Source organism: Sphingobium amiense (assembly GCF_003967075.1).
Taxonomy (GTDB): domain Bacteria; phylum Pseudomonadota; class Alphaproteobacteria; order Sphingomonadales; family Sphingomonadaceae; genus Sphingobium; species Sphingobium amiense.
Genome location: NZ_AP018664.1, coordinates 3111675 through 3135680 on the forward strand (window position 1 = coordinate 3111675; position 24006 = coordinate 3135680).

Genomic DNA, 24006 nt, shown 5'->3' on the forward strand with positions numbered 1-24006 from the left:
GTCAAAATTCCGAAGGTGCCATTTCCGAGTGCGCCGAGCTTTCCGAGTTGACAATCTGCAACCAGGCGCGCGCCTGGGGAAGTTCGCTTTCGAAGAAAAAGCGACATGCCTTAAGCTTGCCTCGGCGAAAATCATCATCGACGCCGCCGGTCGCCAGGATCGCGATGTCGAGCCACAGCCATGCGACGACCGCGTGACCAAAGGCGCGCAGGAACCATGTGGCGTTGTCGAAGGCACCGACAGGATCGGCCTTTGCCAGCGCCGCCAGCGTCTCGTCGATATCGTCGAAGATACCGAGCAGCGCCGCGCCATGCTCCGCCAAGGGCGCGACCGCGCCAACCCTGCGCGCCGTGTCCTCCACTCGCGCCCTCAACAACTGAAGCGCGCGCCCGTCGCTGCGCAGCAACTTACGGCCTAGAAGATCCTGCGCTTGGATACCGGTCGTCCCCTCATGAATGGGGTTCAGGCGATTGTCTCGCCACAGCCGCTCGACCTCAAAATCACGCGTATAGCCATATCCGCCATGCACCTGGATGGCGAGGTCATTGGCTATGAGGCCGAATTCGGACGGCCATGACTTAGCGACGGGCGTCAACAGGCCGAGCAGGTCCTGCAAGGCCATGTCGCCGTGCGCGTCGGCAAGGTCGGCGCAATAGAAGCACAGCGCCAGCGCGCCTTCGGCATAGACCTTCTGACGCAAGAGCATCGCCCGGACATCGGCATGGGCGATGATCGGAACCGGATTGCCCGACCGCTCTCCGATCCGGCGGCCCTGCAGGCGCTCCCCGGCATAACGAAGGGCATGCATATAGCCGCGATAGGCAAGCGCCGCGGCGCCCGTCCCCACGGCGATGCGCGCCTCGTTCATCATCTGGAACATATATTTGAGGCCGTAGCCCGCCTCTCCGAGTCGCCAGCCGACGGCGCCGCCCGCTTCTCCGAAGTTGACGAGACAATTGGGCACGCCCCGATAGCCCATCTTGTGATTGAGCCCGGCAATGGTCACATCGTTCCGTGTCCCGTCCGGCAGAATCTTGGGCACGATGAACAGCGAGATTCCGGCCGTGCCCTCGATCAGCGCGCCGTCCGGCCCCGGCTCCTTGGCGAGCACCAAATGAACGATATTCTCCGAAATATCCTGGTCGCCGCCGGAGATCCACATCTTGTTGCCGGTGAGGCGGAAGCGCAGGCCCAGCGCATCCTCCCCATCCTTCACCGCGCGTGTGCGGATGTCGCCCAGGCTGGAACCTGCCTGCGGCTCGGACAGGCACATCGTGCCGTACCAGCGGCCTTCGATCCCGGGCCGCGCGAAGCTGTCAATCTGCGCCTGCGTACCGAATGCAGCGATGACACGCGCATTGGCATTGCTCAGCATCGGATAGCCAGCGGCCGAAATATTGGCCGCGGCGAATTGCGCATACAGCGCCGAGCAGACGAGAGCGGAAAGGCCAAGCCCTCCAAGGCTCTCATCAAAGCTGGCGGAAAAAAGCCCAAGCTCCGTATACTGCCGCAGCGCGGCGGCGATTTCCGGCAGCACATGAACCGCGCCGTCCTTCAGCTCCGGTTCCACGATGTCCGAGCGGGCGGCACAGGGCACGAACATATCTTCGGCAAGGCGCGTCGCGACATCCATCGTCGCCTCTATGACATCGCGCGTGCCGCCCTCTCCGCAGCCCAGCCAGTCAAAAAGAAGGAAATCAATCTCATCGCGCCGAATAAGAGGCGTGGCTTCACTCATGTTCTGATCCGCAATTTCCGGGTTGTTTCTCGATGGGGCGCGGGTGAGCAGCAGCCGCTGAAGCCCCGGCATCGGCGCCGTGAATAGATATAGGCAGCCTCCGCGTCACGACGTCCACATCGCCCCCTGAGCGGGTGCGGAGCGCCCGCACTGGATGCGCGCGCCCGCGTTCGTCGAGATTCCTCCTTACCCTGTCCGCTTATCCCTCAAGCGCACCAGCCATCGTCGACGAGCATGATGAGACCATGGACACCTTTGGCATCATCGCTGGAGAGGAATGCGACGGCCCCGGTCATATCCTCGACATCCATGAAGGCGCGCCCGGTGGGCGTGCGGCTGCTCATTAGCGCCATATATTCCTCATTGCCCGGCCCGCGCAGATGCGCGTTGATCGGCGTTGCGACATTGCCCGGGGCGATTGCGTTGACGTTGATATTCTCCTTCGCCAGCTCCGACGCCAGCGCCTTGGTCAGCAGTGAGACCCCGCCCTTCGACGCGCAATAGGCCGGACAGTTGGGGAATGCATCAACGCCCGCGATCGACGAGAAATTGACGACTTTGCCGCCGCCCTGCTTCCTGAACCAAGGCAGCACCGATTGAACGGCGAAGAAAGTGCCCTTCAGATTGAGGTCGATCTGCTCGTCCCAAATCTCCTCGGTAGTTTCCGAAACCGGAACGGTCCGGAAAGTGCCTGCATTGTTCACCAATATGTCAATGCGGCCGAATACCTCGCCGACCTCTTCGACCAGCCGACTGATATCGGCAACGTTCGAGCAATTCGCCCGGAACGCCTTGGCCTTGCCGCCAGCCGCCTCGATATCGGCGACAACTTTTTGCGCGGCCGCGTCGTTGCGGCTGTAATTGATCGCAACGGTCGCGCCTTCTCTTGCCAGCCGCTTCGCTACCGCCTCGCCGATGCCCTGCGACGATCCCGTGACGATGGCTACCTTGTCCTTCAGTCTCATACTATCCCCTTCAGATTGTGCTGACGCCGTAGATTTCCGCAGCGCGTTCGGGGCTGATCCAGCCTTCCGCGACATCGTGACGGACCTTGGCCGGGTCACGTTCCCGCGGATCGCCATAGCCCCCGCCACCGCAGGTGATGGAGATGATCGCCTCACCCGCACTGACACGCTGCACTTTCACTTGTTCGGTCTCGACCAGACTGCCGTCCGCCTTGCGCAGATATTGCCGCGACTGCCCGCCGCTGCCGCCGCCCCGCACACCGGTCGGACCGTTGATCGTGCCGTCGCTCACGAAGGCGACATCGACGTCGCAACCGACAGGACCGAAGGTCACTTCCAGGCTGGGGGCGCCGCGCTGGCGCCCCGGTCCTTCGGTATCCTTCAGCAGCCGACGGCTTTCGACCAGGATGGGCTGGCACAGCTCGTCCAGTTCCACGCTGTCGATGAAGCACAGGCCGCCATTGCCGGCATGCAGATAGGTCATCCACGCATCATTATGCGCGGTCGCGCCGCCGCCGGTCGCGCCGAGGAAGAGCTGATTGATGAACGACTTGCCGGTACGCGGATCATTGCCGGAAATGACGCCGCTGGCAGGTGACAGACCCGCGCCGACCTCCGCCATCCCAAAGCCGTCAGCGACCTGCGCAATGGCCGACTGGGTTGCCGCGCATACCCGGTCCGCAAGATTGGTCGTTGCCGCCGAGCAACTGGTGGGATGGATCGGAACCCCGCACACGCTGCCCTCGCGCAGGCGCACATCGACGCGCCGGAAGGCGCCGGCATTTTTTGGGACGCTGTGATCGATCGAGTTGAACACCCCGATCAAAGCGCTGGTACGAGCGCAGGCTTCGCTGAGATTAAGGCCGCACGGCAGGCTGTCCATATTGTCGGTAAGATCGACGATGATCGTGCCGGTCGCCGCGTCCACTTCGACCTCAGCCTTGATCGTGATCCCTTCAGGCGGCGTTCCTGGGATGGGATCGTGGGTGCTCGTCGCGGAAACTTTGCCGGACGGCAGCTTGCCGATCGCGTCGATCATGCTTTGCTCGCTATAATCGAACCAGCGCTTTTCGAAGGCATCGAGCTGGTCCCAGCCGATCTCGGCCGCAAGCTCCAATATTTCCCGCTCGCCGATCCGCGCCGCGCCGAGCATTGCGAGGAAATCGCCCTTCCACTGTTTGGGCACCCGGATACGCATTTCGCACATGCGCACGATATCCTCGATGGTGCGATAGTCCTCCTGCACCTTGACCGCGGGAAAGATCAGCGCGCCTTCCTCATAAACGTCGCGCGCGGTCCCGTGATAGGTGGTCGGGATGGAGTTGCCGATATCTGCCTGATGCGCCTTTGCGACCACCGTGAAACGATGGATGCCGTCATCGTCCATCACCGGCACCAATATGGTGTGATCGGCAGGGTGAGAGCAGCCATGGTAGGGCGAGTTGTGCAGGAATGCGTCCCCCCGCTTCAGGTTAGGATGGAAGCGCTGCATCGATGCCGCCATCAGGTCAGGTCCAGAAAGGACATGGATCGGCAGGCTTTCCGCGGCCGCCAGAAGCTGGTGATCGGCTGTCACGATACAGGCGGAGAAGTCGCGGGCGCGGTTCAGCACGCCGGAGCGTCCGGCGCGCAGAAGCGTGTTCGCCATTTTTCGCGCCACACCCTCGAACCGGTTGTTGAGGATTGCGAGTTGCGCCCCATCGAGCGTCTGGGTGGTCATGCATTTGCTCCCTGCACGGACGTGTCGATCACAAGGCTTCCGTCCGCCGTCAGCCAGAAGACCGAGCCGGGGTCGGCAACGACGCTGCTGAACGGCGATTCGACGATGGCCGGTCCGTGATGCTTCTGGTCGACGGCAAGCCCGGCGAACGGCACGATGGCCGCGTCGCAGAAACCGGTGCCGCCAAAATAGACCTGCCGCGTTCCGGACCGCGCGGCTTCCTCCGGGTGCGGTTTCATGCGTCCGATCATATGTTCGTGGACCCGGCAGCTGGCGCGTACCGACCAGCCAATGATCTCGATCGCGGAGCCTTCGTCGCGGAAGGCGAAAATGCGTTCATGCGACTGGTGCACGGCCTCGGCGAGCTTCTCGATCTCAGCCGCGCCGGAGAAATGATCGAACGGCAACGGCACTTCGATTTCCCAGACCTGCTGCTCGTAGCGGGCCTCCAGCGAAAACTGGATCTGCTGGTGGAAGCTGGTGCCATCCGTCTGGGCCAGGAATGCCTCGCCCTTGCGTTTCAAATCGCCTAGAATTTCATTGGCCCGCGCAACATCGAAACTGCTCGTGACCATATATTCGACCGCGCGGAAGTCGGCGGCAAGTTCTGACATCAGCGCCCCGGCGGCGCTGAGCGCGGCGCCCACTTCCGGGATGACAAGGCGCGGAATGTTCATGCGCCGCGCGATGAAGATCGAATTGAGTCCTGCCGCGCCGCCGCCGCCGATCAGTACAGCATTACGCGGGTCGATGCCTTGGTTGACCGTGATGTCGGCAATGGCACTCGCCATATTCTCCGTCGCGAGCGTGACGATTGCAGCAGCAGCATCCTCTACGCTCATGCCGAGCGGGTCGGCGACCTTGTCCTTTATCGCTCTGCGCGCGCCGTCCCGGTCGAGCTTCATATTGCCGCCCAGGAAATAGTCGGGGTCGACATAGCCCAGCGCCACACAGGCGTCGGTCAAGGTCGGCTCGGTCCCGCCCCGGCCGTAGCAGACCGGGCCTGGGGTGGAACCTGCACTTTGCGGCCCGACGCGCAGCAAGCCGCCCTTGTCCACATGCGCGATGCTGCCGCCGCCGGCGCCGACGCTTTGCACGTCCACCGACGGAAAGCCGGTCAGATGACCGCGAAAAGGCTGGCCAATCCATGCGTCCCGGGTTAACGGAATGCGTCCGCCACGGACTAGGCTGACGTCATAGGTGGTGCCGCCCGTGTCAGCGACGACGATATCGGCGCCCGCCTTCGCCAGGTCACCAAAATAGCGGCCGGCAATCGGCGCGAGCGAGGGGCCGGAATTGATCGCGCGGATTGGCGACGCGGCGATTTCGTCCGCATCCACCATGCCGCCCTGAGACGTAAGCACTAGCAGGCGGCCGGCAAAGCCTGCATCCTTCAGCCGCTGCGACAAGGAACCCAGATAAGAGCCCATCAACGGTTTTAGCGATGCGTCGATCGCTGCGGAAGAGGCACGTCGGAACTCCCGGATCGTCGGATTGAGCGTGCTCGAAAGCGTAACGGGCACACCCGGCAGATGCTTGGCCAGGATATCCCGCACGCGCTGTTCATGGTCGCCATTGGCCACCGACCACAGCAGCGCGACCGCGACAGCCTCCACACGCGCGTCGCGGAGCTTCTGACAGATCGCGACCACCGCCGCCTCGTCCAGCGGCTTTACAACCTTGCCCTCGGCATTCACGCGCTCCGGCACTTCAAAGGTCAAGGCGCGGGGAATATAGGGCTCAGGATAGGCAACAGTAAAATTGAACGGTTCTGCCCGGCCACCTTCGCGAAGGACCAGAATATCCGGATGCCCTTCGCTCGTGAGAAGCGCTGTACGCGCGGTCCGCCCGGTGATCACTGCATTGATCGCGTGAGTCGTGCCGTGGATGAAAGTATCTGCACGCGCAAGATATTCAGCGAGCGATATGCCGGCGTCTTGCGCTGCCAGCCCGAGCGCGTTGATAACACCCTGCACCGGGTCGGCAGGCGTCGTCGACGCCTTAAACATGTCGAGGCGACCCGCCTCATCCTCGACGATCAGATCCGTGAATGTTCCACCAGTGTCACACGCCAGGCGCATAAAATCCAACCCAATCCATGTCCGCATTTTGACTGAGCGCCCGGCATATCCGCCGCGGCAATCTCTTACCGATCCGTAATATACGTGTGCGGTTCGGTAAGTCAAGAGCGGGTTATCGAGCTGACTGTCCGGGCGATATGACAGTCGATATCGGCCGCCGCATGGCTCGTATCGAGCGGAAGCGCGTTGACTTGGCGGTTCAGCAAGCCTACGATACGGATCGGTAATAGCGTAGGCAAGAAGCAAGTATGTCAGTTCGTCTACCGCGACCTATGGGCGCAGCAAGCTCTGGAAATCAAACCAAAAATGCCGGTGCGCTTTATGACGTCGCGGCGGCGGAAACCCTTTGGCGAACCGTCTATGGCAGTGCCGCGACCGCCGGCAGAATCGCAAGTGAGGTCGATGCAGTGTTCCGCATGACCGAGCCAAGCGGGGAAGAATATCTTCTCAGAATCACCGACAACCGAGACGGCACCGCCGATCTGCAGGCGGCGGTCCTCGACCATATCGCAGCGACGGAACCCAACCTGCCCGTCCCCCGAATTCGGCGGAGCGCGGGCGGCAGCCCCGTCGTCGCGGTGACATCCGTCCACGGCGATCCGTTCGCGGCCTTCTCCACCACCTTCCTGGCGGGAAAGCCGCTTGCCGCGCTTGCGTCGCCGGAGATGCCAAACCGCGTTTTCCGGCTTCTGTCGCGGCTTGACCGATCAATGTCGGGCTTTTCCCATCCCCGCGCGAAAAGATCGCTCCTCTGGGACGTCTCCCGCGCCGACCAGATCCTGCCGCTGACCGACGCGATCCCGGCGGCCGCGCTTCGTGTCCTGGTAGAGCATGCGGTTGACGACTGGAGCACCCGGGCCGCGCCGATCCTGCCGGGGCTGCCCCGCCAGGTTATCCACAATGACTTCAATCCGTCCAACCTGCTGGTCGCTGATGACGGCCAGATCAGCGGCATCATCGATTTCGGCGACGCAGTCGAAGCACCGCGCATTTGCGACCTTGCAACGGCGATCGCCTATCAGGAGCCTGCGGGCGGCTTCGACGCGCTGATCGCCACTGCCGTCGAGATTTACGATCATACTCTTTCGCTGACCCCAGAAGAAATAGCGATCCTGCCGATCCTCGTGCGCGCGCGGGCGGCCATGGTGGTCGCAATCACGCATTGGCGCGCCGCGCAGCATCCGGACAATCACGCCTATCTCCTGCGCAATGTTCCTCTTGCCAAATGCCTGCTTGAAGCAGCGGCACAAAGTCCTGCTTCATAGGCGGCGGCCACTGTTCGACATGAAAGACACGACAATGATACGCGACGCTTCCGGAATGCTGAATGCTTATTCGGGTGATGGCGCGGTCGACGAGATGACCGAAACGCTGATACGGCGTCGTCAGTCCCTGCTCGGCCCCGCTTACCGGCTCTTCTATGAAAGGCCGATCCATATGGTTCGCGGCGAAGGCCCCTGGCTGTTCGATGCCAGCGGCGAGCGCTATCTCGATGCCTATAATAATGTCGTCTCGGTCGGTCATTGCCATCCACATATCGTCGACGCGATCGCGCGGCAGGCGGCCGTGCTCAATACCCACACCCGCTATCTGGGCGACTCCATCCTGGACTATGCCGAGCGCATTCTTGCGACCATGCCCGACGCGCTTGGCAATATCATGTTCACCTGCACCGGCAGCGAAGCAAACGACCTTGCGCTGCGGGTCGCGCGGCATTGCACTGATCGGAAGGGGGTCATTGTAACCCAGCTCGCCTATCATGGCGTGACGCAGGCTGTGTCGGAAGTGTCGCCATCGCTGGGCTTTGGCGGTGAACGCCCGCCCCATGTCCGCACGATCGCAGCGCCCGACACCTACCGATTGGAAGGCGACATCGCCGAACTGCTTGCGGCACAGACGCGGCAGGCCGTGGCTGAACTGGAGGCGGCTGGATATGGCGTCGCGGCGCTCATGTGCGACACGATATTCTCAAGCGATGGCGTCTTTACCACGCGCGGCCTGCTGTCGGGGGCGGCAGCGGCGGTTCAGGCGGCGGGCGGCCTCTACATCGCCGACGAGGTGCAGGCCGGCTTCGGCCGCACGGGCGAAAATATGTGGGGTTTTGCGCGCCACGGCGTCACCCCGGACATCGTCACCATGGGCAAGCCCATGGGCAATGGTCATCCGGTCGCCGCCGCCATCATGCGGCCCGAACTGCTCGCGCAGTTCGGCGAACGCGCCCGCTATTTCAACACGTTCGGCGGAAACACCGTATCCTGCGCGGCGGCGGCCGCAACCCTGGACGTCATCGAGCAGGAAGGCCTGCCCGCCAATGCCGACAAGGTCGGCGCCTATTTCAGGCAGCGGCTACAGACGCTCATGACCCGTCATGATTGTATCGGCGACGTGCGCGGGGCGGGGCTTTTCCTCGGCCTCGAACTGGTGAGCGCGCGGGACGGCAAGATCCCCAACGCCACGCTCGCGAGCAGGGTCGTGAATGGCATGCGCGACAAACGGATATTGATCAGCACCACCGGCATTCATGGCAATGTGCTCAAGATCCGGCCGCCGCTCATCTGGCAGCAGGAACATGTCGACATGTTCGTCGATTCGCTCGATAGCCTGCTCAAAGACCTGGCCCGCTGACCCCGCCCAAGCAGAGAGACGTCATGCTCAAGGATAGCTACCCCCTCTACCTTAACAACAAGGCATATCAGCCCAATGCCGACCTTGAGGTCACCGACAAATATAGCGGCGAGGTCGCCTTCCGCGTGGCGCTGGCGGACGCCCGGACCATCAATGAGGGCATAGCGGGCGCGGTGCGCGCGGCGGAACCGATGGCGCGGATGGCGAGCTTTGAGCGCCAGGCGGTGCTCGACCATTGCGTCAACCGCTTCCGCGAACGGTTCGACGAACTTGCTTACGCGCTCTGCGTCGAGGCCGGCAAGCCGATCAAGGATGCCGAGGGCGAGGTCACGCGCCTCATCGACACATTCCGTATCGCCGCCGAGGAATCGACGCGCCTTTATGGCGAAGTCCAGCCGCTCGACATCAGCCCCCGTGCCATGGGCTATCAGGGCATCTGGAAGCGTGTCCCGATCGGCCCTTGCAGCTTCATCTCCCCCTTCAACTTCCCGCTGAACCTGGCCGCGCACAAGATCGCGCCCGCCATCGCAGTCGGTTGCCCGTTCGTCATGAAACCCGCCAGCCGCACGCCGCTGGGCGCGATCATTATGGGCGAGATACTGGCGGAAACCGATCTGCCCGAAGGCGCCTTCTCCATCCTGCCGGCGCACCGCGACGGGGCCGACCTGTTCACCGAGGATGACCGGCTGAAGCTCCTTTCCTTCACCGGCTCTCCCGATGTCGGCTGGGCGTTGAAGGCCAGGTCGGGCAGAAAGAAAGTGGTGCTGGAGCTGGGCGGCAACGCCGCCGTAATCGTCGACGCGGACGCGAACCTGGACGACGCCCTTGAACGCATCGTCTTCGGCGCCTTCTACCAGTCCGGCCAGAGCTGCATCGGCGTGCAGCGAATCCTTATCCACGAACAGGTCTATGATCGCTTCAGGGACATGCTCGTCGCGAAAACGAAGAGCCTAGTCGCGGGCGATCCAAAGGACCGCAACACTTTCATCGGCCCGATGATTTCCGAAGGCGAAGCGAAGCGGCTGGACAGCTGGATCCAGCAGGCCGTCGCCGGCGGCGCGACGCTGCTGTGTGGCGGGCGGCGTGAGGGCGCGATGCTGGAGGCGACATTGCTAGAAGGCGTCGACCGCGCCGCCGCCGCCTACCGGGAAGAGGCATTTGGTCCGCTGGCGCTGCTGTCTAAATTCTCGGACTTCGACGCCGCCCTGGAAGAAGTGAATGACAGCAAATTTGGCCTGCAGGCCGGCATTTTCACCCGCGACCTGTTCAAGATGTTCGACGCCTGGGATCGGCTCGACGTTGGCGGCGTCGTGATCAACGACGTTCCCTCCTATCGCGTCGACAACATGCCTTACGGCGGCGTCAAGGACTCGGGGCTGGGCCGCGAAGGCATACGCTTCGCCATGGAAGACATGACCGAGATCAGGAATCTGGTCATCCGGCGAACCTGAACATCGACAGGCGGGCAGCCGCGCGGCAGATGACTAACGCGGCGCCGTTTCGGAGATCTGGTCGTCGATGAGCGCTCGATATTGGAAGCCCGCCCCGGCGGCCGTCAAACTCGGCACGCGCTGCCGCCAGGCTGGCGGTGTTGCGGAACAGGTCCGCGGCAGTCAGCGCCAATGCCTTGGCGACCATGATTGCGGCCGCATACATGGCCGGGCACGGCCTGCCTGCTTGCCGCCGCGGACTGTGAAAGGCCCGGCAATGCATCATATTCGGCGATCAGTGCGATCACTGGCCCGCCCGTGCCCGCACTTGCGATAAAGGCGGTCAGCAGCTTTGCCACGCCCGCCTCAATCCTGAAACCAGCCACTTCCAGGTCCGCCTGTATCCGCGCAGCGCTCCTCGTCTCTTGAAAGCGCGGCTTGGCATAAGTCCAGATGTCGCGGGCAAGCGCTGTCAGACGCCTCGCGGACCGGTCCACCGACTCCGTGATGGCGGCCACATCGCCCTCGTCGAGCGGCGCGGCAGGTGCCGTTGCGGACGCAGCCGCGAGGGCGGAAGCAATCAGGAGAGGCATCGAAGCCGCTTTCTTCCTAATACTTCCTGTGCCGCCCTATACGTTAGAATCGGGTTTCGAACGTCAGGCCGTAGGTCCGGGGTTCGCCCGGTGAGCCGACGGACCCGACCGTCGCGGCGTTAAGGATCGCCGTATAATATTTATCGGTCAGATTGCGGCCCCAGATAGATATCTTGTGCCGGTCGCTGAAATTGAGCGTGGCCCTGGCATTCACCAGCGAGAAAGCCGGCTGGAACAGAAGATTATCCGGCTCCCCAAAATAGCCGTCATTATAGGAATAGGTGACGTTGAAATCAGCGGATGTGTCGGCGTTGAGAGGCAGCGAATAGTCCATCGCAGCACTGACTGTGAAACGGGGCGCGCGGATCATGTCGTTGCCCGAAGCATCACCGATCATGATCACGTTGCCGCCCCCTGGACGCGGCGATGCGATAGCGGCACCCGGGAACGACTTATACCGGGCCTTAAGATATTCGAAGCTGCCTGTCAGGCGCAGCCGCGATGTCAGCAGCGCCTCCATGTCCAGATCGACGCCGTACACTTCCGCCCGCGCTGCGTTCCGCACGGTCTGGACACCGAGCGCGAACTGGCTCAGCTGGATGTCCTTGAAGTCGTAGTAAAAGCCAGCAAGGTTGAGGCGAAGGCGTCGGTCAAACAGACTCGACTTCAGGCCCAGCTCAAAGGCATCGAGAACTTCGGGCCGGAATGCCGGAGTGGTCAGCCCGCTGGGATTAAAGCCGCCGCTCCGGAAACCACGATTATAGCTGGCATAGCCGAGCACGTCGTCGGCAAGGTCATGTTCGAGGGCCACACGCCACGTCAGCTTGTTGAACTTCGCATCGGTTCCGAGCGGCACGGTGATGGTGCTGAGTACCGTTCCATTCGCCGTCAGGTTGAACTGCTGTCCCGAAAGCGCCCGCTTCTCGGCATTATAGCGTGCGCCGAGCGTAAGACGGGTATTCTCCATGATCGGATAGGTCAGTTGCGCATAGGCGGCATAGGAACGCGTCGTCTGCGTGGCGGCCAAGTTGCGGTAGAAGCTGCCCGCGAAGGAAATGGTCTGGTGACCGTTGCCGTTGAAGTAGAAAAGGCCGGCAGTCCATTCAAGCGAGCTGGGCGCGCCGCCCGACATTTGCACTTCCTGGCTGAACTGACGCTCCCGCACGCTGGTGTCGAAGCGCAGCGTCGGCGCCGGGCTGGCGTCGGAATCCAGCGCAAGAGAGTAGTTGGTGCGCCGATATGCCGTGATGCTCGTGAACGTAATGTCGTTGAAGTCATGCGTGAGCGTCGCACTCGCCCCGCGCGCCTTCGAGCGGAAGAACTGATCGACGTCGTTCTGCACACCATAGCGCGGCCCGGTATAGGGTTGGCCGCTGACGGGGGTGAAGCCGTCCAGGAACCGCACTGTCGCGCCCACGTCGGAATCGCGCTCGCTATAATCGCCTGCCAAGACGATCTTGGTATCGTCGCTCGGCCGGATGAGGAGTTTCGCCCGCGCCAGGAAGCTGTTGGTGAGGTTCACATCTTTGCCGTTGGTGGTGTTGTAGCCCCAGCCCTTGCCCTGATCGAGATAGTCGACAGCAAGATCGGCGGAGACATTTTCGGCAAGACCGCCCGTTACATAGCCGCTGGCCGTCACCGTATTATAATTAGCGTACCCAACCCTGGCGTTCATGCCGGGCGTCGAGGATGGATCGCGCGTGATAATCTGGATCAGGCCACCGGTGGCGTTGCGCCCGAACAGCGTGCCCTGCGGCCCTTTCAGCACTTCGACGCGCTCAACATTGGCGAGGCTCGACATCGCATCCGCTTTGGACCCGTAATAGACGCCGTCGACATAGGTCGCGACGGGGCTCTCAACGCCCGGACCGTTGCTCGAACTGCCAACGCCGCGCAGGAAGGGCGAGCTGAGTCCGACACCGCGCGCGACCACAAGGCCCGGCGTAATCAGCGCAAGGTCCGCCGTGTTCGTGATGCCGGACGCGTCCAGCTTTTCGCTCGTGAACGCCTGCACCGAAATCGGGACCGACTGGAGCGCCTGGGCGCGACGTTGGGCCGTCACCACGATATCGCCCAGCCCTTCGCCAGCGTCTGGCGCGACTTTTGCCGGCGCTGCCGGCGCACTGCTGTCATCACCTGTCTGCGCTAACCCCGGCGACGTGATCGCGAGGGCCGTCGAACTCAGCAAAGTAAACGCAACGGACCGTGTCATATATAACTCCCCCGAATGATTATATCTGATGGCCTATTATGGAGCGGAGCTAACCCATACCGATCCGTAAGTCAATTAACCTTTGTCGGATCGGTAACAGATGCCGCATATGCGTACGCTCAGGCCTTACCGCTCCGGTCAGTCGCGGCCGGGTGCGGACCAGCGGATGAGGACGCAATCCTGCTCTGCAATCAGCGCGTCGAAATGATCCGTCGCCGTGACAATGAAAAACTGGCCCTGACGCACGGCGATGTCCTGCTGACCTGTCACCGCCGCGAAAGTGCCCGCTTCAACGAAATAGACCTGATCGCGCCCGGCCTGCGACAAGTCGGCGCGTGCGCCGTGATCAAGGCTGATATGCGCCACTTCCATATGCGGCGTGTCGAATATCTGGCGGTAGGTAACGCCTGCATCGCTATTGGCGCTGGGGGCAACATCCAGTGCATTCAGAAACTGCACCCGTGGCCGCGCAGCGGCGCCCTCGTCCGCCTGATGGTAGCTTTCCGGCAATATATGGCTCCAGCCATCCACTCGTGCCGGACCGAAGGCGCAAATCGAATTATAGGCCGATGTGGCAGTGATGCGCTGGGTCGCAGCACCAGCCGGCCGCCACATGAACTGACCCGCGACGAAATCCCACGTCTCGCCATCGTTCTGCATGCGCGCCGATCCTGCCGCCGTATAGCAGAATTCGTCCCGATCATAGGCATAGGGTATCGCGAAATCGACCCCCTCCGCCGTCCGGTTGTAGCCCAGATCAATGCTCGCCGGACCGCCGGTCATCAGCGAGAGAATACGGCGATGAACCTGACGTCCCTCACGATGCTCCACGGACGCCGGGTTCACCGTCGGCTCAACGTCGGCAGGATCGATTACGCGCATATTATGTCCCCTTGGATTGCAATCAGTCCTGAAGCGGTCCCGACGCCGTTTCGACGCCAAGCGCGGTGACAAGTAGCGTCACCACCAGAAAACAGGCCATCAGGCTCAACATGACCCCCGGCCGCCCATAGGCCGCCAGCACCGCCGCCATGGCGAAGGGAGCCGCGATGAGGGAAAGCCGCGATGCTGTCAGGGCAAAGGCGCTTCCGCGCGCCCGCAGCGCCGTCGGGAACAGTTCCGGCAGATAGACGCCGAGGATGATCGTGCAGACGAGATTGATCAGTGCCATCAGCACAAGGGCAAGCGGAATGAGTCCCGCATCCCGGCCGATAAAGGCGCAACTCGCAGCGATGCCTGCGCCCAGTATCGACGTGACGGCAAGCGCCCCGCGCCTGCTCACGCGGCTCAGGATGAAATAGCCGACGACACTGCCCAGCGGAGCGCCCAGCATGATGACGAAATTGTCGCCAAGGCCGCGTTCGACCGACGCACTTTCCATCAGCACGGTCGGCATCCAGGCCACCGCGCTGTTACTGGTCACGGTCGCGGCAATGGCCAGCCCCATGGCGAGCAGAAGTCGCTTGAGCAGTGGCGCGCGAAACAAGGCGCCCGGCCCCGCCGTCGGCCCCGTGGCGGCGGCCGGGACTGGATTGGCGACAGTCCGTGAAGCCGCGATCAATGTCGGCGCCGCGGCTGCGATTCTTGCCAGTTCCTGCGTTGCCCTTTGCCATCTCCCCCTAACGGCCAGCCAGCGTGGGGACTCCGGTGCCATCCCCAGCATGACGATCAGGAGCAGACCAGCAACAACCGGCAGCAGGAACATGGGCCGCCAGCCTCCCAGCGGCAGCATATAATAGCCGGTGACCGACGCTGCGGTACTGGACATCGCGACCGCCACGCCGGCGCCGCTGATCCAGGCGCCGCGCACCCGCGCCGGCAGCACTTCGCTCAGATAGACGTAGCTGATGGTCGGCACCCCGCCCATGCCGATGGCGGCGAGAACCCGGGCCGCGATCAGGAATTCCATGGTCGGCGCCCCTGCGCACAGCAATGTTCCGACGGTCATGAGGCCGAGACATAACTGAAGGACCCGTACCCGGCCGATCTGATCGGCCAATATTCCTGCCGCGAAGACACCGGCGGCAGCCCCTAGCCCCGCGGCCGAGAAGAACATCGAGTTCAGCGAAAGCGTCGTCCACCCTTCGCGCAGGAGACTGGCCGCGATCACGCCGCCCATGGTCAGGTCGAAAAAGTCCACGAACAAGGCGGCACAGATCAGCCAGAACAGCCGCCTATGCGCCGTTGTCGGGGCATGATCATCAAGCGCCGCATCGATGACCGACCGTGGGCCTTGCCCCATTTCGCGAGCAAGCGGTTCAATCGCAGGCGCCGATGACATTTGTTTCCCCTTCCGCCTTAGTCGCGTCCACGACCGCCTTCACGGGCAACCGTGTATCGGTTGGGCACCGGCGGAAGTCCGAGATGGCCCCTGAAGGTGTCCGCCTCATAGTCCTTCTTGAACAGGCCCCGCTTCTGGAGGATGGGCACGACCAGATCGTAGAAGTCCTGCAACCTGCCGACGGACGCGCTTAGCATGAAACCGTCGACCGCGCCGGCCTTGAACCAGCGCTCGCATGCATCGGCCACCTGTTCCGCGCCGCCGATGAAGTCGGTGCGCGGAATCGCGAACCTGCGGGCCAGTTGGCGCAGCGTGAGCTTTTCGCGGCTGGCGACGCCTTTGATATAATTGGTGACGCTGCGGTAGGAATTCTGGCCGACGTCGCCCACGTCGGGGAAGAGTTCATCGGGATCATATTTGGAAAAGTCGTGATAACTGAAGAAGAAGCTCATCCAGCTCAGACTTTCCTCATAACTGACATAAGCGCAGGCTTCCTCATATTTTCGCTCGGCTTCTTCCTGTGTCTCGGCGACAATCGCATCCACGCCTGGCATGAAGACGATCTCTTCCGCCGCACGTCCGAAGGCTTTGGCCCGCCGCTTGATATCGTCATAATATTCCTTGGCATCCTCAAGCGTGCGCCCAACACCGAAGATCGCATCGCCGGTCTTTGCGGCAAGGTCGCGACCGCCGTCGGACGCGCCCGCCTGAAAGAGTACCGGATGCCCTTGGGGCGAGCGCGCGATGTTAAGCGGGCCGTCCACCCGGAAAAACTCGCCCTTATGCTTGAGCGCATGCAGCTTCGACTGATCGAAGAACCGGCCACTCACCTTGTCGGGCACAAATGCGTCGTCTTCCCAGCTGTCCCACAGCGCTCGCACGACCGTGACATGCTCCAGCGCGCGGCGATACCTGTCGTCTATCGGCGGCAGAGCATCCTGGCTATGGTTGTGCGCCGCGCTTTCGATAGCTGATGTGACGATATTCCAACCGGCGCGCCCTTTGCTGATCCGATCCAGCGAGGCGAGTTGCCGGGCGGCGGTGAAGGGCTCCGTAAAGGATGTTGACAATGTCCCGACCATGCCGATGCGTGACGTGTGCGCGGCGATCGCGCCCAGAAGCGTCATCGGCTCCAGCCGGTTCAGGAAATGCGGCGAAGATTTGGGCGTGATCGACAGGGTGTCCGCAATAAAGACGAAGTCGATCTTCGCCGCCTCGGCGCTCTGTGCCTCGGCGATATAGGCGTTGATATCCGTGCTGGCCGTCGGCTCGATATGCTCCCGCCGCCAGGCCCAGCTCGGTCCGCCCACCCCGTCCAAGATCACGCCAAATTTCATCTGACGAGACTGCATACCATCCTCCACATTGGGAAAATCCTATCGGCTGATTCAGCCATTCCCTTATCCGACAAAGCTTGAACATATACGGATCGGTAAGTCAAGATACCGGCTCTGCCCCCCTCGCGAATCCCAGACATCCGTTGCAGCCACCGATTTCGCAGCGGGCCGCAGGCGCCGGCCGTGCCCTTTGCGACCAGTTGAGGATAGGAGAGACCGGAGCCGCTTGGGCATCAAAGGAGCGGGCAAAGCGCTTAACACGATGGACGCGAGCGAAAGCGGCCGACGACCCAGAAACCGGGGTAGCAAGACCCCGTTGACTCAACCCCTTGCGCTCCCTGAGCACCCCCAGTCGAGCCGGAAAGTGGTTCAGATGCTCACCTGATCAAAAATTTGCGCACCGAGCCGCGCTCGACCGAATGGCGCCGGGGGACCAGCGGTCCATGCTCAAGCGGTTCCGACCTTGCAAACCATTCCATTGGCTGCACAGATTGAGCTTATGACATTGTCGAATATTTGGTCCGGCATGGAGCGTGGCCCAATCAGCTTTCGTAGCTCCAAGCTAACCACCCCATGGGCGGCAGACCACAAGGCATGTGTCACTTGCTCCGCATCAACCGCATGTGCGGCGGGCAGATTATCCAGCACTGCATCTCGCAATGTTTCGAAGCTGCGCCAGGCCTGCTTCCGACAGTCCGCAGGCGCTTCCCATGCGCGGCCAAGGTCGCCGAACATGACATTGTAAAGCGCCGGCTCGCGAAGCCCAAACGCACGATAGGCATTCAGCATAGATGCCAAGCGTTTCGCACAATCGGTCTCCGCGACATGTGCCTTGAATGCCTGTTCGAGCGCAGCGAAGCTTTGAAGATAGAGCGCTTCGAGCAACCCATCCTTGCCGCCGAAATGAGTATATATCATCTTCGTCGATGAATTCGCCCTTTCGGCGACACGGCGCACCGTCAACGCTGCGGGACCTTCTTCGCTCAATAATGTCGCCGCAGCCGACAGCAGAGTGGCATGACACTCCGCCTCCATCGCTGATCGGGCTGCCCGAATGTCGCCAGTCGCGCCAGATATCGCCATAGCTACAGTGTTTGTTGATCGGGAAGGGTTTCATCAAGGAAATTCGACAGACGCTGCCGGATAATGCGATCGGCATCGGCCATGATTCGGCTGATCAGTTCTCCGACAGTGGGAATGTCGCGGATAAGGCCGACGACCATGCCACAGCTCCATGCGCCCGCGTCCATATCGCCATCACGCATGACCTTTGGATAGACGCCTGCAACCTGGTCATGAATGTCTTCGATTGTGAGGCTGCTTCCTTTTTCCTTTTCGATCTGCTGAAGACGCATGACATTGTCGTTGTTGAGCACGCGTTCGGTGTTCTTCAACGCACGCATAATCAGCCGCGTATCGAGCTCGGTCGCGTCGAGCAGCGCTTGCTTCACATTGGCGTGAACCGGGGCTTCCTGCGTTGCAAGGAAGCGCGTACCCATGTTGATGCCATCCGCGCCTAACGCCAAGGCCGCAACCAGGCCGCGCGCGTCGGCCATCCCGCCGGATGCCAGGAACGGAACGCGCAACTCTTCAGCTGCTCGCGGCAACAGGATCATGTTCGGAATGTCATCCTCGCCCGGATGGCCGCCGCATTCAAAGCCGTCCACGCTCACGGCGTCGCAGCCAACGGCCTCTGCCTTGAGCGCGTGGCGCACCGATGTACATTTATGGATAACGGTTATGCCGGCCGCCTTGAGCGTCGGCATATGCTCTTCGGGACTGCGGCCGGCGGTTTCCACAATCGTCACGCCGCCCTCCGCGATCGCCTGGATATATTCGGGATAGGGTGGTTGGGAGAAAGTCGGCAAGAAAGTGAGATTCACGCCGAACGGCTTGTCCGTCATGTCGCGGCAGCGGGCGATCTCCCTCGCCAGCAACTCGGGCGTTCGCTGTGTTAAACCAGTGATAATGCCCAGCCCGCCCGCATTCGAGACCGCTGAAGCCAGTTCCGCAAAGCCTACAAAGTGCATGCCGCCTTGCACGATCGGATGCTCGACCTTCAGCAGTTTGGTAATTCGCGTGCGCATGATGCGACCTCCCTCGCTCAGTTTTCGGAAACATCGTTACTAGTAGTAACAGTGTTTCTCAAGGGGGTTTGGATGTTTTGTGGCGGGCTACGCCGTTCGCTCATCCGCTTTCATGTTGATTGCTGCTGAGAAGTGACCCGGGGAAGCCAGTAATTTTCACTGAGAAGTGACCCATGTTTGAACACGTCCCTGGCTTTGAGCGGGGGACCATGGAGTGTTGGACATGGCATTATTGAGCGTCATCCGGCGCTGGCATTACCGCGATCATCTGTCGATCCGGGAGATAGCCAAGCGTACCGGTCTATCCCGCAACACGGTCCGTAAATATCTGCGGTCAGACACAGTCGAGCCGCAGTTCAAAGTGCCCGAGCGGCCGAGCAAGCTGGATCCGTTCGTCGATCGGCTGACGGTCTGGCTCAGGCGAGAGATGGGCCGATCGCGCAAGCAGAAGCGCACGATCAAGCAGTTGCATGCCGATCTGGTGAGCCTGGGCTTTGACGGGTCCTATGGCCGTGTCGCGGCCTTTGCTCGTGCCTGGCGCGATGATTATCGCCGCCAGCAGCAGATGAGCGGCAAGGGCACCTTCGTGCCGTTGTCGTTCGCACCGGGTGAAGCATTCCAGTTTGACTGGAGCGAGGACTGGGCGATCATCGATGGTGTCCGCACCAAGCTGCAGGTTGCACACTTCAAGCTCAGCTACAGCCGGGCCTTCTTCGTTCGAGCCTATCTGCTCCAGACCCACGAGATGCTGTTCGACGCCCATAATCACGCGTTCCGCGTGCTGGGCGGGGTGCCGCGCCGCGGCATCTATGACAACATGCGCACTGCCGTCGACAAGGTCGGGCGCGGCAAGGATCGGACCGTCAACGCCCGCTTCCTCACGATGGTGAGCCATTATCTGTTCGAGGCAGAGTTCTGTAATCCGGCAGCGGGTTGGGAGAAGGGGCAGGTCGAGAAGAACGTCCAGGATGCGCGGCATCGCCTGTGGCAGCCCGTTCCCCAGACCGAGACGCTCGACGCCCTGAACAGCTGGCTGGAGGATCGCTGCAAGGCGCTGTGGCAGGATATCCCGCACGGGATCGAACCGGGCTCTGTCGCTGATGCCTGGGCCGAGGAGGTGGCAAGCCTGATGCCGATGGGCAGGCCGTTCGACGGCTTTGTCGAATATGGCAAGCGGGTCTCACCGACCTGCCTCGTCCATCTGGAGCGCAACCGCTACAGCGTGCCGGCATCCTTTGCCAACCGCCCTGTCAGCGTGCGGCTCTATCCCGACCGCTTCCTCGTGGTGGCCGAGGGGCAGTTGCTGTGCGAACACCAGCGCATCATCGAACGATCCCATGATGGGCCAGGACGCACTGTTTATGACTGGCGCCATTATCTGGCAGTGGTCCAGCGCAAGCCTGGCGCCCTGCGCAATGGCGCGCCGTTCCTAGAGATGCCCGATGCCTTCCAGCGGTTACAGCGCCATCTGTTGCGCGCTCCCGGCGGCGACAGAGAGATGGTCGAGATCCTTGCCCTGGTGCTGCATCATGACGAGCAGGTCGTACTGCGCGCGGTTACCATGGCGCTGGAGTCCGGTGTTCCGACCAAAACCCATATCCTCAACTTGCTGCACCGGCTGATCGACGGCAAGCCGCTGACGACACCGCCGATCACGGCGCCCCAGGCGCTGAGGCTGGTCAGCGAGCCCCTTGCCAATGTGGAACGCTATGATGCGCTGCGCGGGGAGAACCGCCATGCGTCATGATCCCGCCAGCGGCGCCATCATCGTCATGCTGCGCAGCCTCAAGATGCATGGCATGGCGCAGGCCGTCACCGATCTCATGGAGCAAGGCGCGCCCGCGTTCGACGCGGCCGTCCCGATCCTGTCCCAGCTTTTGAAGGCGGAGACTGCCGAACGGGAAGTGCGGTCGGTATCCTATCAGCTCAAGATCGCACGGTTCCCGGCCTATCGCGATCTGGCGAGCTTCGACTTTGCCAGCAGCGAGGTCAACGAGGCGCTGGTCCGCCAGCTTCACCGCTGCGAGTTTATGGACGTGGCCGACAATATCGTGCTGGTCGGCGGACCCGGAACCGGCAAGACCCACATCGCCACCGCCCTAGGCGTCCAGGCCATCGAGCATCATCGCAAGCGCGTGCGGTTCTTCTCCACGGTCGAGCTGGTCAACGCGCTGGAACAGGAGAAGGCGCAGGGCAAGGCAGGGCAGATCGCCGGAAGGCTTGCCCACTCCGATCTCGTGATCCTCGACGAGCTTGGTTATCTGCCGTTCAGCGCCTCAGGCGGCGCCCTGCTGTTCCATCTGCTGAGCAAGCTTTACGAGCGCACCAGCGTCATCATCACCACCAACCTCAGCTTCAGCGAATGGGCCACCGTGTTCGGAGATGCCAAGATGACCACCGCGCTCCTCGATCGGCTCACCCATCACTGCCACATCCTCGAGACCGGCAACGACAGCTTCAGGTTCAAGAACAGCTCCGCTCAGCAGCCCAAAACCCGGAAGGAGAAAACCCCATCTTGACCCACCCCTGACATCCGAAACATAATCGCAAGGTGGGTCACTTCTCGATGAAAACCCCGGGTCACTTCTCAGCAGCAATCAACACCTTGGCAATGTCGAGGGTGATTTCCCCGGAGGCCAGCGCCTCGAACACGACCGGCGCAAGCGTAGCGAGGCGCAGACGCCCCTCGACGAAGCGGACCGTCAGGCCGAAACGGCGCGCAACGTCTTCGACGGTCGCGCCGCCTGCGACAAGCGCGGCAAAAGCCTGGGCTTCATCGGCTGCGTTCATGGCGAGGCGGTGGAAATTCTCGGCGAGGCTGGTCTCGACGGCGGCTTCGGCGCTGTCTTCGAGGACCAAACACGTGACTTCGTGATCGCGGGCGAAGATCTTTTCGTCCACCAGCGCGAGCATCGCTCGGCGACGACGCTCGCCAGCTTCGACCTCGAATTTGCCCTTGGCAGCGGGACGGACGATGAGGTTCTGCAGCAATCCATGCGCTGCAATGCTGGCTTTGAGTTCGGCATCTGCCGCCGGATCGCTGTGACGACGGACATTGCGGGGAGATTGGACGAGTTTGTTCAGCGGGATCGACTTGATCATGGGACACACTCCTGACTGTGAGCCCGGTGCATCGACCTTCGACGCCCAACTGGCTCGATCAGGGCAAAGCCCACTCCCCTCTCATGCGCTCGCAGCAAATTCGCCGATAGTAGCGGGCAATGACGAATGACCATGGTTGCGGACTCTGGAGCACTGTATGTTTTTCGCGCCAATCGTTCAGCTGACCTAATTTCGCCGATGCGCGACTGCTCCGTCGGGCGATGCAGCAAGGCAAAATCTTGAGCCGCAACTTCTACCCGATTGTGCACCACAGCTTTCCACCAAGTTTGAAGCGTGCATCTTGCGCGACCAAAGGAGCACTCCCATATTGAAACGAATAGGGAACACCTTGGGGGATTCATGCCCGTTCCGAATACGCGATTCAGCGAACTGCTGCAGGATATAGAGCCGAGCACGACGACCAAAACGCGCGCGTCCGGCGGCCACACCGGCATCCGCGACCATCTGCGCACGCAGGCGAAGTTCAAGGACCGATATGTGACCAGCTTCCTTTCAGGAAGCTATGCTCGCGACTCTGCCATCCGCCCGCGCTCGACGTCGAACGGGCAGGAGCGGCCCGATGTCGACATCATCATCGTGACGAACTTTTCGACCGACGACCATCCCGACACGGTGCTGAAGGAGGTCTGCAAGGCCCTCGAAGACGGCGGCGACGGCTATGAGGTCGAGCGAATCAACAAACGCTCGGTGCGGGTCGAGACCTGGCAGGCGGAGATGGACATCGTTCCGGTCGCATCGACATGGAACGGCTACATGATTCCCGACCGCGACACGGGCACTTGGAAGTTTACCAATCCCCCGGTCCACACCAGCTGGAGTTCGGCGCAGAACACGCGGTTCGGCGGCCGGTTCAAGCCGCTCGTGAAGCTGTTCAAATGGTGGCGCCGAATCAACCCGCTAACCGGTCGGCGCCCCAAGGGCTTCGTCCTCGAAGTGCTCGTCGGGCTGCACGCGCCCACCGGCGAGACGCATTACGGCGAGGCATTCGCTCAACTGCTTGAGAATATCTACGACGCCTATGGCTATCACGCCTCGATCGGCCAGAAGCCATTCATCGCCGACCCCGCGGATGGCTCGAACGACATCCTGGGAAAGGTCTCGGTCGCCCAGTGGACGGAATTCATCGAGAAGGTTCGCGTCTATGCCGGCATCGCCCGCCGGGCGCAGGACGCCGACGATATCGAGGAAGCAACACGGCAGTGGCGCCGGGTGTTCGGCGATCGCTTCAAGGCCACTGCGACGCCGGCCAAGGCCTCGACCTATGGCGGGTTCGCCGCGGCGGCACCGGTGGCCGCCGGATACACCTTCCCCAATGCGATGGCTGCGCCTCCTGCCAAGCCGCGCGGCTTCGCTTGAGGTTCTGGTGGCTCACCGACTCTGCCCGGCTCGCTGCCGAGCGCGCGGCGGTCGAAGCGCTGGCGCGCGACGAGGACTGGCTGGAGTTCACCCGATGGAAGTTCGACGACGCGCGGTTCGCTGCCGAAGCCATCATCTCGGCCCACGGGCAGCGCTATCCGGTCCGGCTGATCTATCCTGACCAGTTTCCGCAGGTCCCGCCCTGGGTCGAGCCGCAGGATGAGGCGCGCTGGTCCACTCATCAATATGGCAAGGGCGTGCTCTGCCTTGAGCTGCGACCGGACAATTGGACGGCAGAAGCGACCGGGGCCGATGTGCTACGTAGCGCACACAATTTGCTCGTGACCGAGGATCCGCTGGGCGAAGGCGGCGAACGCGCGCCTTCGGATCATCGGATTGGACAGGTCCAGGCCTATGACTGGGACCTCAATCCCGTCCTGATCGGCCAACGGTGCGCC

General features: G+C 62.2%; 18 protein-coding genes. 6 read left to right on the forward strand and 12 right to left on the reverse strand.

What is annotated here, in order from left to right; translation table 11 throughout:
• Position 1 precedes the first annotated feature (1 nt).
• The 4 genes from SAMIE_RS15140 to SAMIE_RS15155 all read right to left on the reverse strand — a co-directional run bounded on the left by SAMIE_RS15140 (position 2) and on the right by SAMIE_RS15155 (position 6531).
• On the reverse strand, positions 2-1738 hold the full coding sequence (locus SAMIE_RS15140; protein ID WP_066702017.1) for an acyl-CoA dehydrogenase: 1737 nt from the start codon (positions 1736-1738) through the stop codon (positions 2-4).
• Between the two features lie 206 nt (positions 1739-1944).
• Positions 1945-2703, reverse strand: coding sequence for an SDR family NAD(P)-dependent oxidoreductase (locus tag SAMIE_RS15145; RefSeq protein ID WP_066701945.1), 759 nt, complete (start codon positions 2701-2703; stop codon positions 1945-1947).
• 10 nt (positions 2704-2713) lie between these two features.
• Positions 2714-4423: a hydantoinase B/oxoprolinase family protein gene (locus SAMIE_RS15150; protein WP_083952568.1), complete on the reverse strand. Its 1710-nt coding sequence runs from the start codon at positions 4421-4423 to the stop codon at positions 2714-2716.
• On the reverse strand, positions 4420-6531 hold the full coding sequence (locus SAMIE_RS15155; RefSeq protein WP_232037272.1) for a hydantoinase/oxoprolinase family protein: 2112 nt from the start codon (positions 6529-6531) through the stop codon (positions 4420-4422). Before SAMIE_RS15155 ends, SAMIE_RS15150 begins: the two co-directional genes overlap by 4 nt.
• Before the next feature lie 245 nt (positions 6532-6776).
• Here SAMIE_RS15155 and SAMIE_RS15160 point away from each other — a divergent pair, with 245 nt between their 5' ends.
• The 3 genes from SAMIE_RS15160 to SAMIE_RS15170 are packed head-to-tail and all read left to right on the forward strand — an operon-like array spanning position 6777 to position 10580.
• Positions 6777-7769, forward strand: coding sequence for a phosphotransferase (locus SAMIE_RS15160; protein WP_066701941.1), 993 nt, complete (start codon positions 6777-6779; stop codon positions 7767-7769).
• A 55-nt stretch (positions 7770-7824) separates the two neighbouring features.
• Positions 7825-9129 carry an aspartate aminotransferase family protein gene (locus tag SAMIE_RS15165; protein WP_066701939.1) on the forward strand — a complete coding sequence of 435 codons (1305 nt, stop codon included), beginning with the start codon at positions 7825-7827 and terminating at the stop codon, positions 9127-9129.
• Positions 9130-9152: 23 nt separating this feature from the next.
• The gene (locus SAMIE_RS15170; RefSeq protein WP_066701937.1) at positions 9153-10580 is read left to right on the forward strand and encodes an aldehyde dehydrogenase family protein; all 1428 of its coding nucleotides are present in this window, start codon (positions 9153-9155) and stop codon (positions 10578-10580) included.
• Between the two features lie 104 nt (positions 10581-10684).
• Here the strand turns inward: SAMIE_RS15170 and SAMIE_RS15175 are convergent, their stop codons facing one another.
• The 7 genes from SAMIE_RS15175 to SAMIE_RS15205 form a co-directional block, all read right to left on the reverse strand.
• Positions 10685-11152 (reverse strand): zinc-binding metallopeptidase family protein, encoded by a 468-nt coding sequence (locus SAMIE_RS15175; RefSeq protein WP_066701935.1) that lies wholly within the window; start codon positions 11150-11152, stop codon positions 10685-10687.
• Between the two features lie 43 nt (positions 11153-11195).
• Positions 11196-13364, reverse strand: coding sequence for a TonB-dependent receptor (locus SAMIE_RS15180; RefSeq protein ID WP_083952566.1), 2169 nt, complete (start codon positions 13362-13364; stop codon positions 11196-11198).
• A 138-nt stretch (positions 13365-13502) separates the two neighbouring features.
• A complete protein-coding gene (locus SAMIE_RS15185) occupies positions 13503-14246 on the reverse strand; it encodes a hypothetical protein (RefSeq protein WP_066701926.1) in 744 nt (247 codons plus the stop codon).
• Between the two features lie 22 nt (positions 14247-14268).
• A complete protein-coding gene (locus SAMIE_RS15190) occupies positions 14269-15606 on the reverse strand; it encodes an MFS transporter (RefSeq protein WP_232037273.1) in 1338 nt (445 codons plus the stop codon).
• 56 nt (positions 15607-15662) lie between these two features.
• Positions 15663-16982, reverse strand: a complete 1320-nt coding sequence (locus SAMIE_RS15195) for an LLM class flavin-dependent oxidoreductase (protein ID WP_232037274.1) — start codon at positions 16980-16982, stop codon at positions 15663-15665.
• A gap of 447 nt (positions 16983-17429) precedes the next feature.
• Positions 17430-18065, reverse strand: coding sequence for a TetR/AcrR family transcriptional regulator (locus tag SAMIE_RS15200; RefSeq protein WP_066701919.1), 636 nt, complete (start codon positions 18063-18065; stop codon positions 17430-17432).
• Positions 18066-18067: 2 nt separating this feature from the next.
• Positions 18068-19069: an NAD(P)H-dependent flavin oxidoreductase gene (locus SAMIE_RS15205; protein ID WP_066701917.1), complete on the reverse strand. Its 1002-nt coding sequence runs from the start codon at positions 19067-19069 to the stop codon at positions 18068-18070.
• Between the two features lie 223 nt (positions 19070-19292).
• Here SAMIE_RS15205 and istA point away from each other — a divergent pair, with 223 nt between their 5' ends.
• Entirely contained in the window at positions 19293-20816 is a 1524-nt protein-coding gene (istA, locus tag SAMIE_RS15210) for an IS21 family transposase (RefSeq protein WP_126516717.1), read from the forward strand.
• The gene (gene istB / locus SAMIE_RS15215) at positions 20806-21588 is read left to right on the forward strand and encodes an IS21-like element helper ATPase IstB (protein ID WP_126516718.1); all 783 of its coding nucleotides are present in this window, start codon (positions 20806-20808) and stop codon (positions 21586-21588) included. Before istA ends, istB begins: the two co-directional genes overlap by 11 nt.
• A 61-nt stretch (positions 21589-21649) precedes the next feature.
• Here istB and SAMIE_RS15220 read toward each other — a convergent pair whose 3' ends face one another.
• Complete coding sequence (locus SAMIE_RS15220) at positions 21650-22171, reverse strand: ParB/RepB/Spo0J family partition protein (RefSeq protein ID WP_269472495.1); 522 nt, start codon at positions 22169-22171, stop codon at positions 21650-21652.
• A 294-nt stretch (positions 22172-22465) separates the two neighbouring features.
• On the opposite strand from SAMIE_RS15220, the gene SAMIE_RS15225 reads away from it, so the two are divergent.
• Positions 22466-23548: an SMODS domain-containing nucleotidyltransferase gene (locus SAMIE_RS15225; protein WP_197724640.1), complete on the forward strand. Its 1083-nt coding sequence runs from the start codon at positions 22466-22468 to the stop codon at positions 23546-23548.
• The last annotated feature ends 458 nt before the right edge of the window (positions 23549-24006 follow it).

Coding starts and splice junctions, on each gene's coding strand:
- SAMIE_RS15140 (WP_066702017.1), bottom strand. CDS start 1,738: ATGAGTGAAGCCACGCCTCTTATTCGGCGCGATGAGATTGATTTCCTT.
- SAMIE_RS15145 (WP_066701945.1), bottom strand. CDS start 2,703: ATGAGACTGAAGGACAAGGTAGCCATCGTCACGGGATCGTCGCAGGGC.
- SAMIE_RS15150 (WP_083952568.1), bottom strand. CDS start 4,423: ATGACCACCCAGACGCTCGATGGGGCGCAACTCGCAATCCTCAACAAC.
- SAMIE_RS15155 (WP_232037272.1), bottom strand. CDS start 6,531: ATGCGGACATGGATTGGGTTGGATTTTATGCGCCTGGCGTGTGACACT.
- SAMIE_RS15160 (WP_066701941.1), top strand. CDS start 6,777: ATGGGCGCAGCAAGCTCTGGAAATCAAACCAAAAATGCCGGTGCGCTT.
- SAMIE_RS15165 (WP_066701939.1), top strand. CDS start 7,825: ATGCTGAATGCTTATTCGGGTGATGGCGCGGTCGACGAGATGACCGAA.
- SAMIE_RS15170 (WP_066701937.1), top strand. CDS start 9,153: ATGCTCAAGGATAGCTACCCCCTCTACCTTAACAACAAGGCATATCAG.
- SAMIE_RS15175 (WP_066701935.1), bottom strand. CDS start 11,152: ATGCCTCTCCTGATTGCTTCCGCCCTCGCGGCTGCGTCCGCAACGGCA.
- SAMIE_RS15180 (WP_083952566.1), bottom strand. CDS start 13,364: ATGACACGGTCCGTTGCGTTTACTTTGCTGAGTTCGACGGCCCTCGCG.
- SAMIE_RS15185 (WP_066701926.1), bottom strand. CDS start 14,246: ATGCGCGTAATCGATCCTGCCGACGTTGAGCCGACGGTGAACCCGGCG.
- SAMIE_RS15190 (WP_232037273.1), bottom strand. CDS start 15,606: ATGGGGCAAGGCCCACGGTCGGTCATCGATGCGGCGCTTGATGATCAT.
- SAMIE_RS15195 (WP_232037274.1), bottom strand. CDS start 16,982: ATGAAATTTGGCGTGATCTTGGACGGGGTGGGCGGACCGAGCTGGGCC.
- SAMIE_RS15200 (WP_066701919.1), bottom strand. CDS start 18,065: ATGGCGATATCTGGCGCGACTGGCGACATTCGGGCAGCCCGATCAGCG.
- SAMIE_RS15205 (WP_066701917.1), bottom strand. CDS start 19,069: ATGCGCACGCGAATTACCAAACTGCTGAAGGTCGAGCATCCGATCGTG.
- istA (WP_126516717.1), top strand. CDS start 19,293: ATGGCATTATTGAGCGTCATCCGGCGCTGGCATTACCGCGATCATCTG.
- istB (WP_126516718.1), top strand. CDS start 20,806: ATGCGTCATGATCCCGCCAGCGGCGCCATCATCGTCATGCTGCGCAGC.
- SAMIE_RS15220 (WP_269472495.1), bottom strand. CDS start 22,171: ATGATCAAGTCGATCCCGCTGAACAAACTCGTCCAATCTCCCCGCAAT.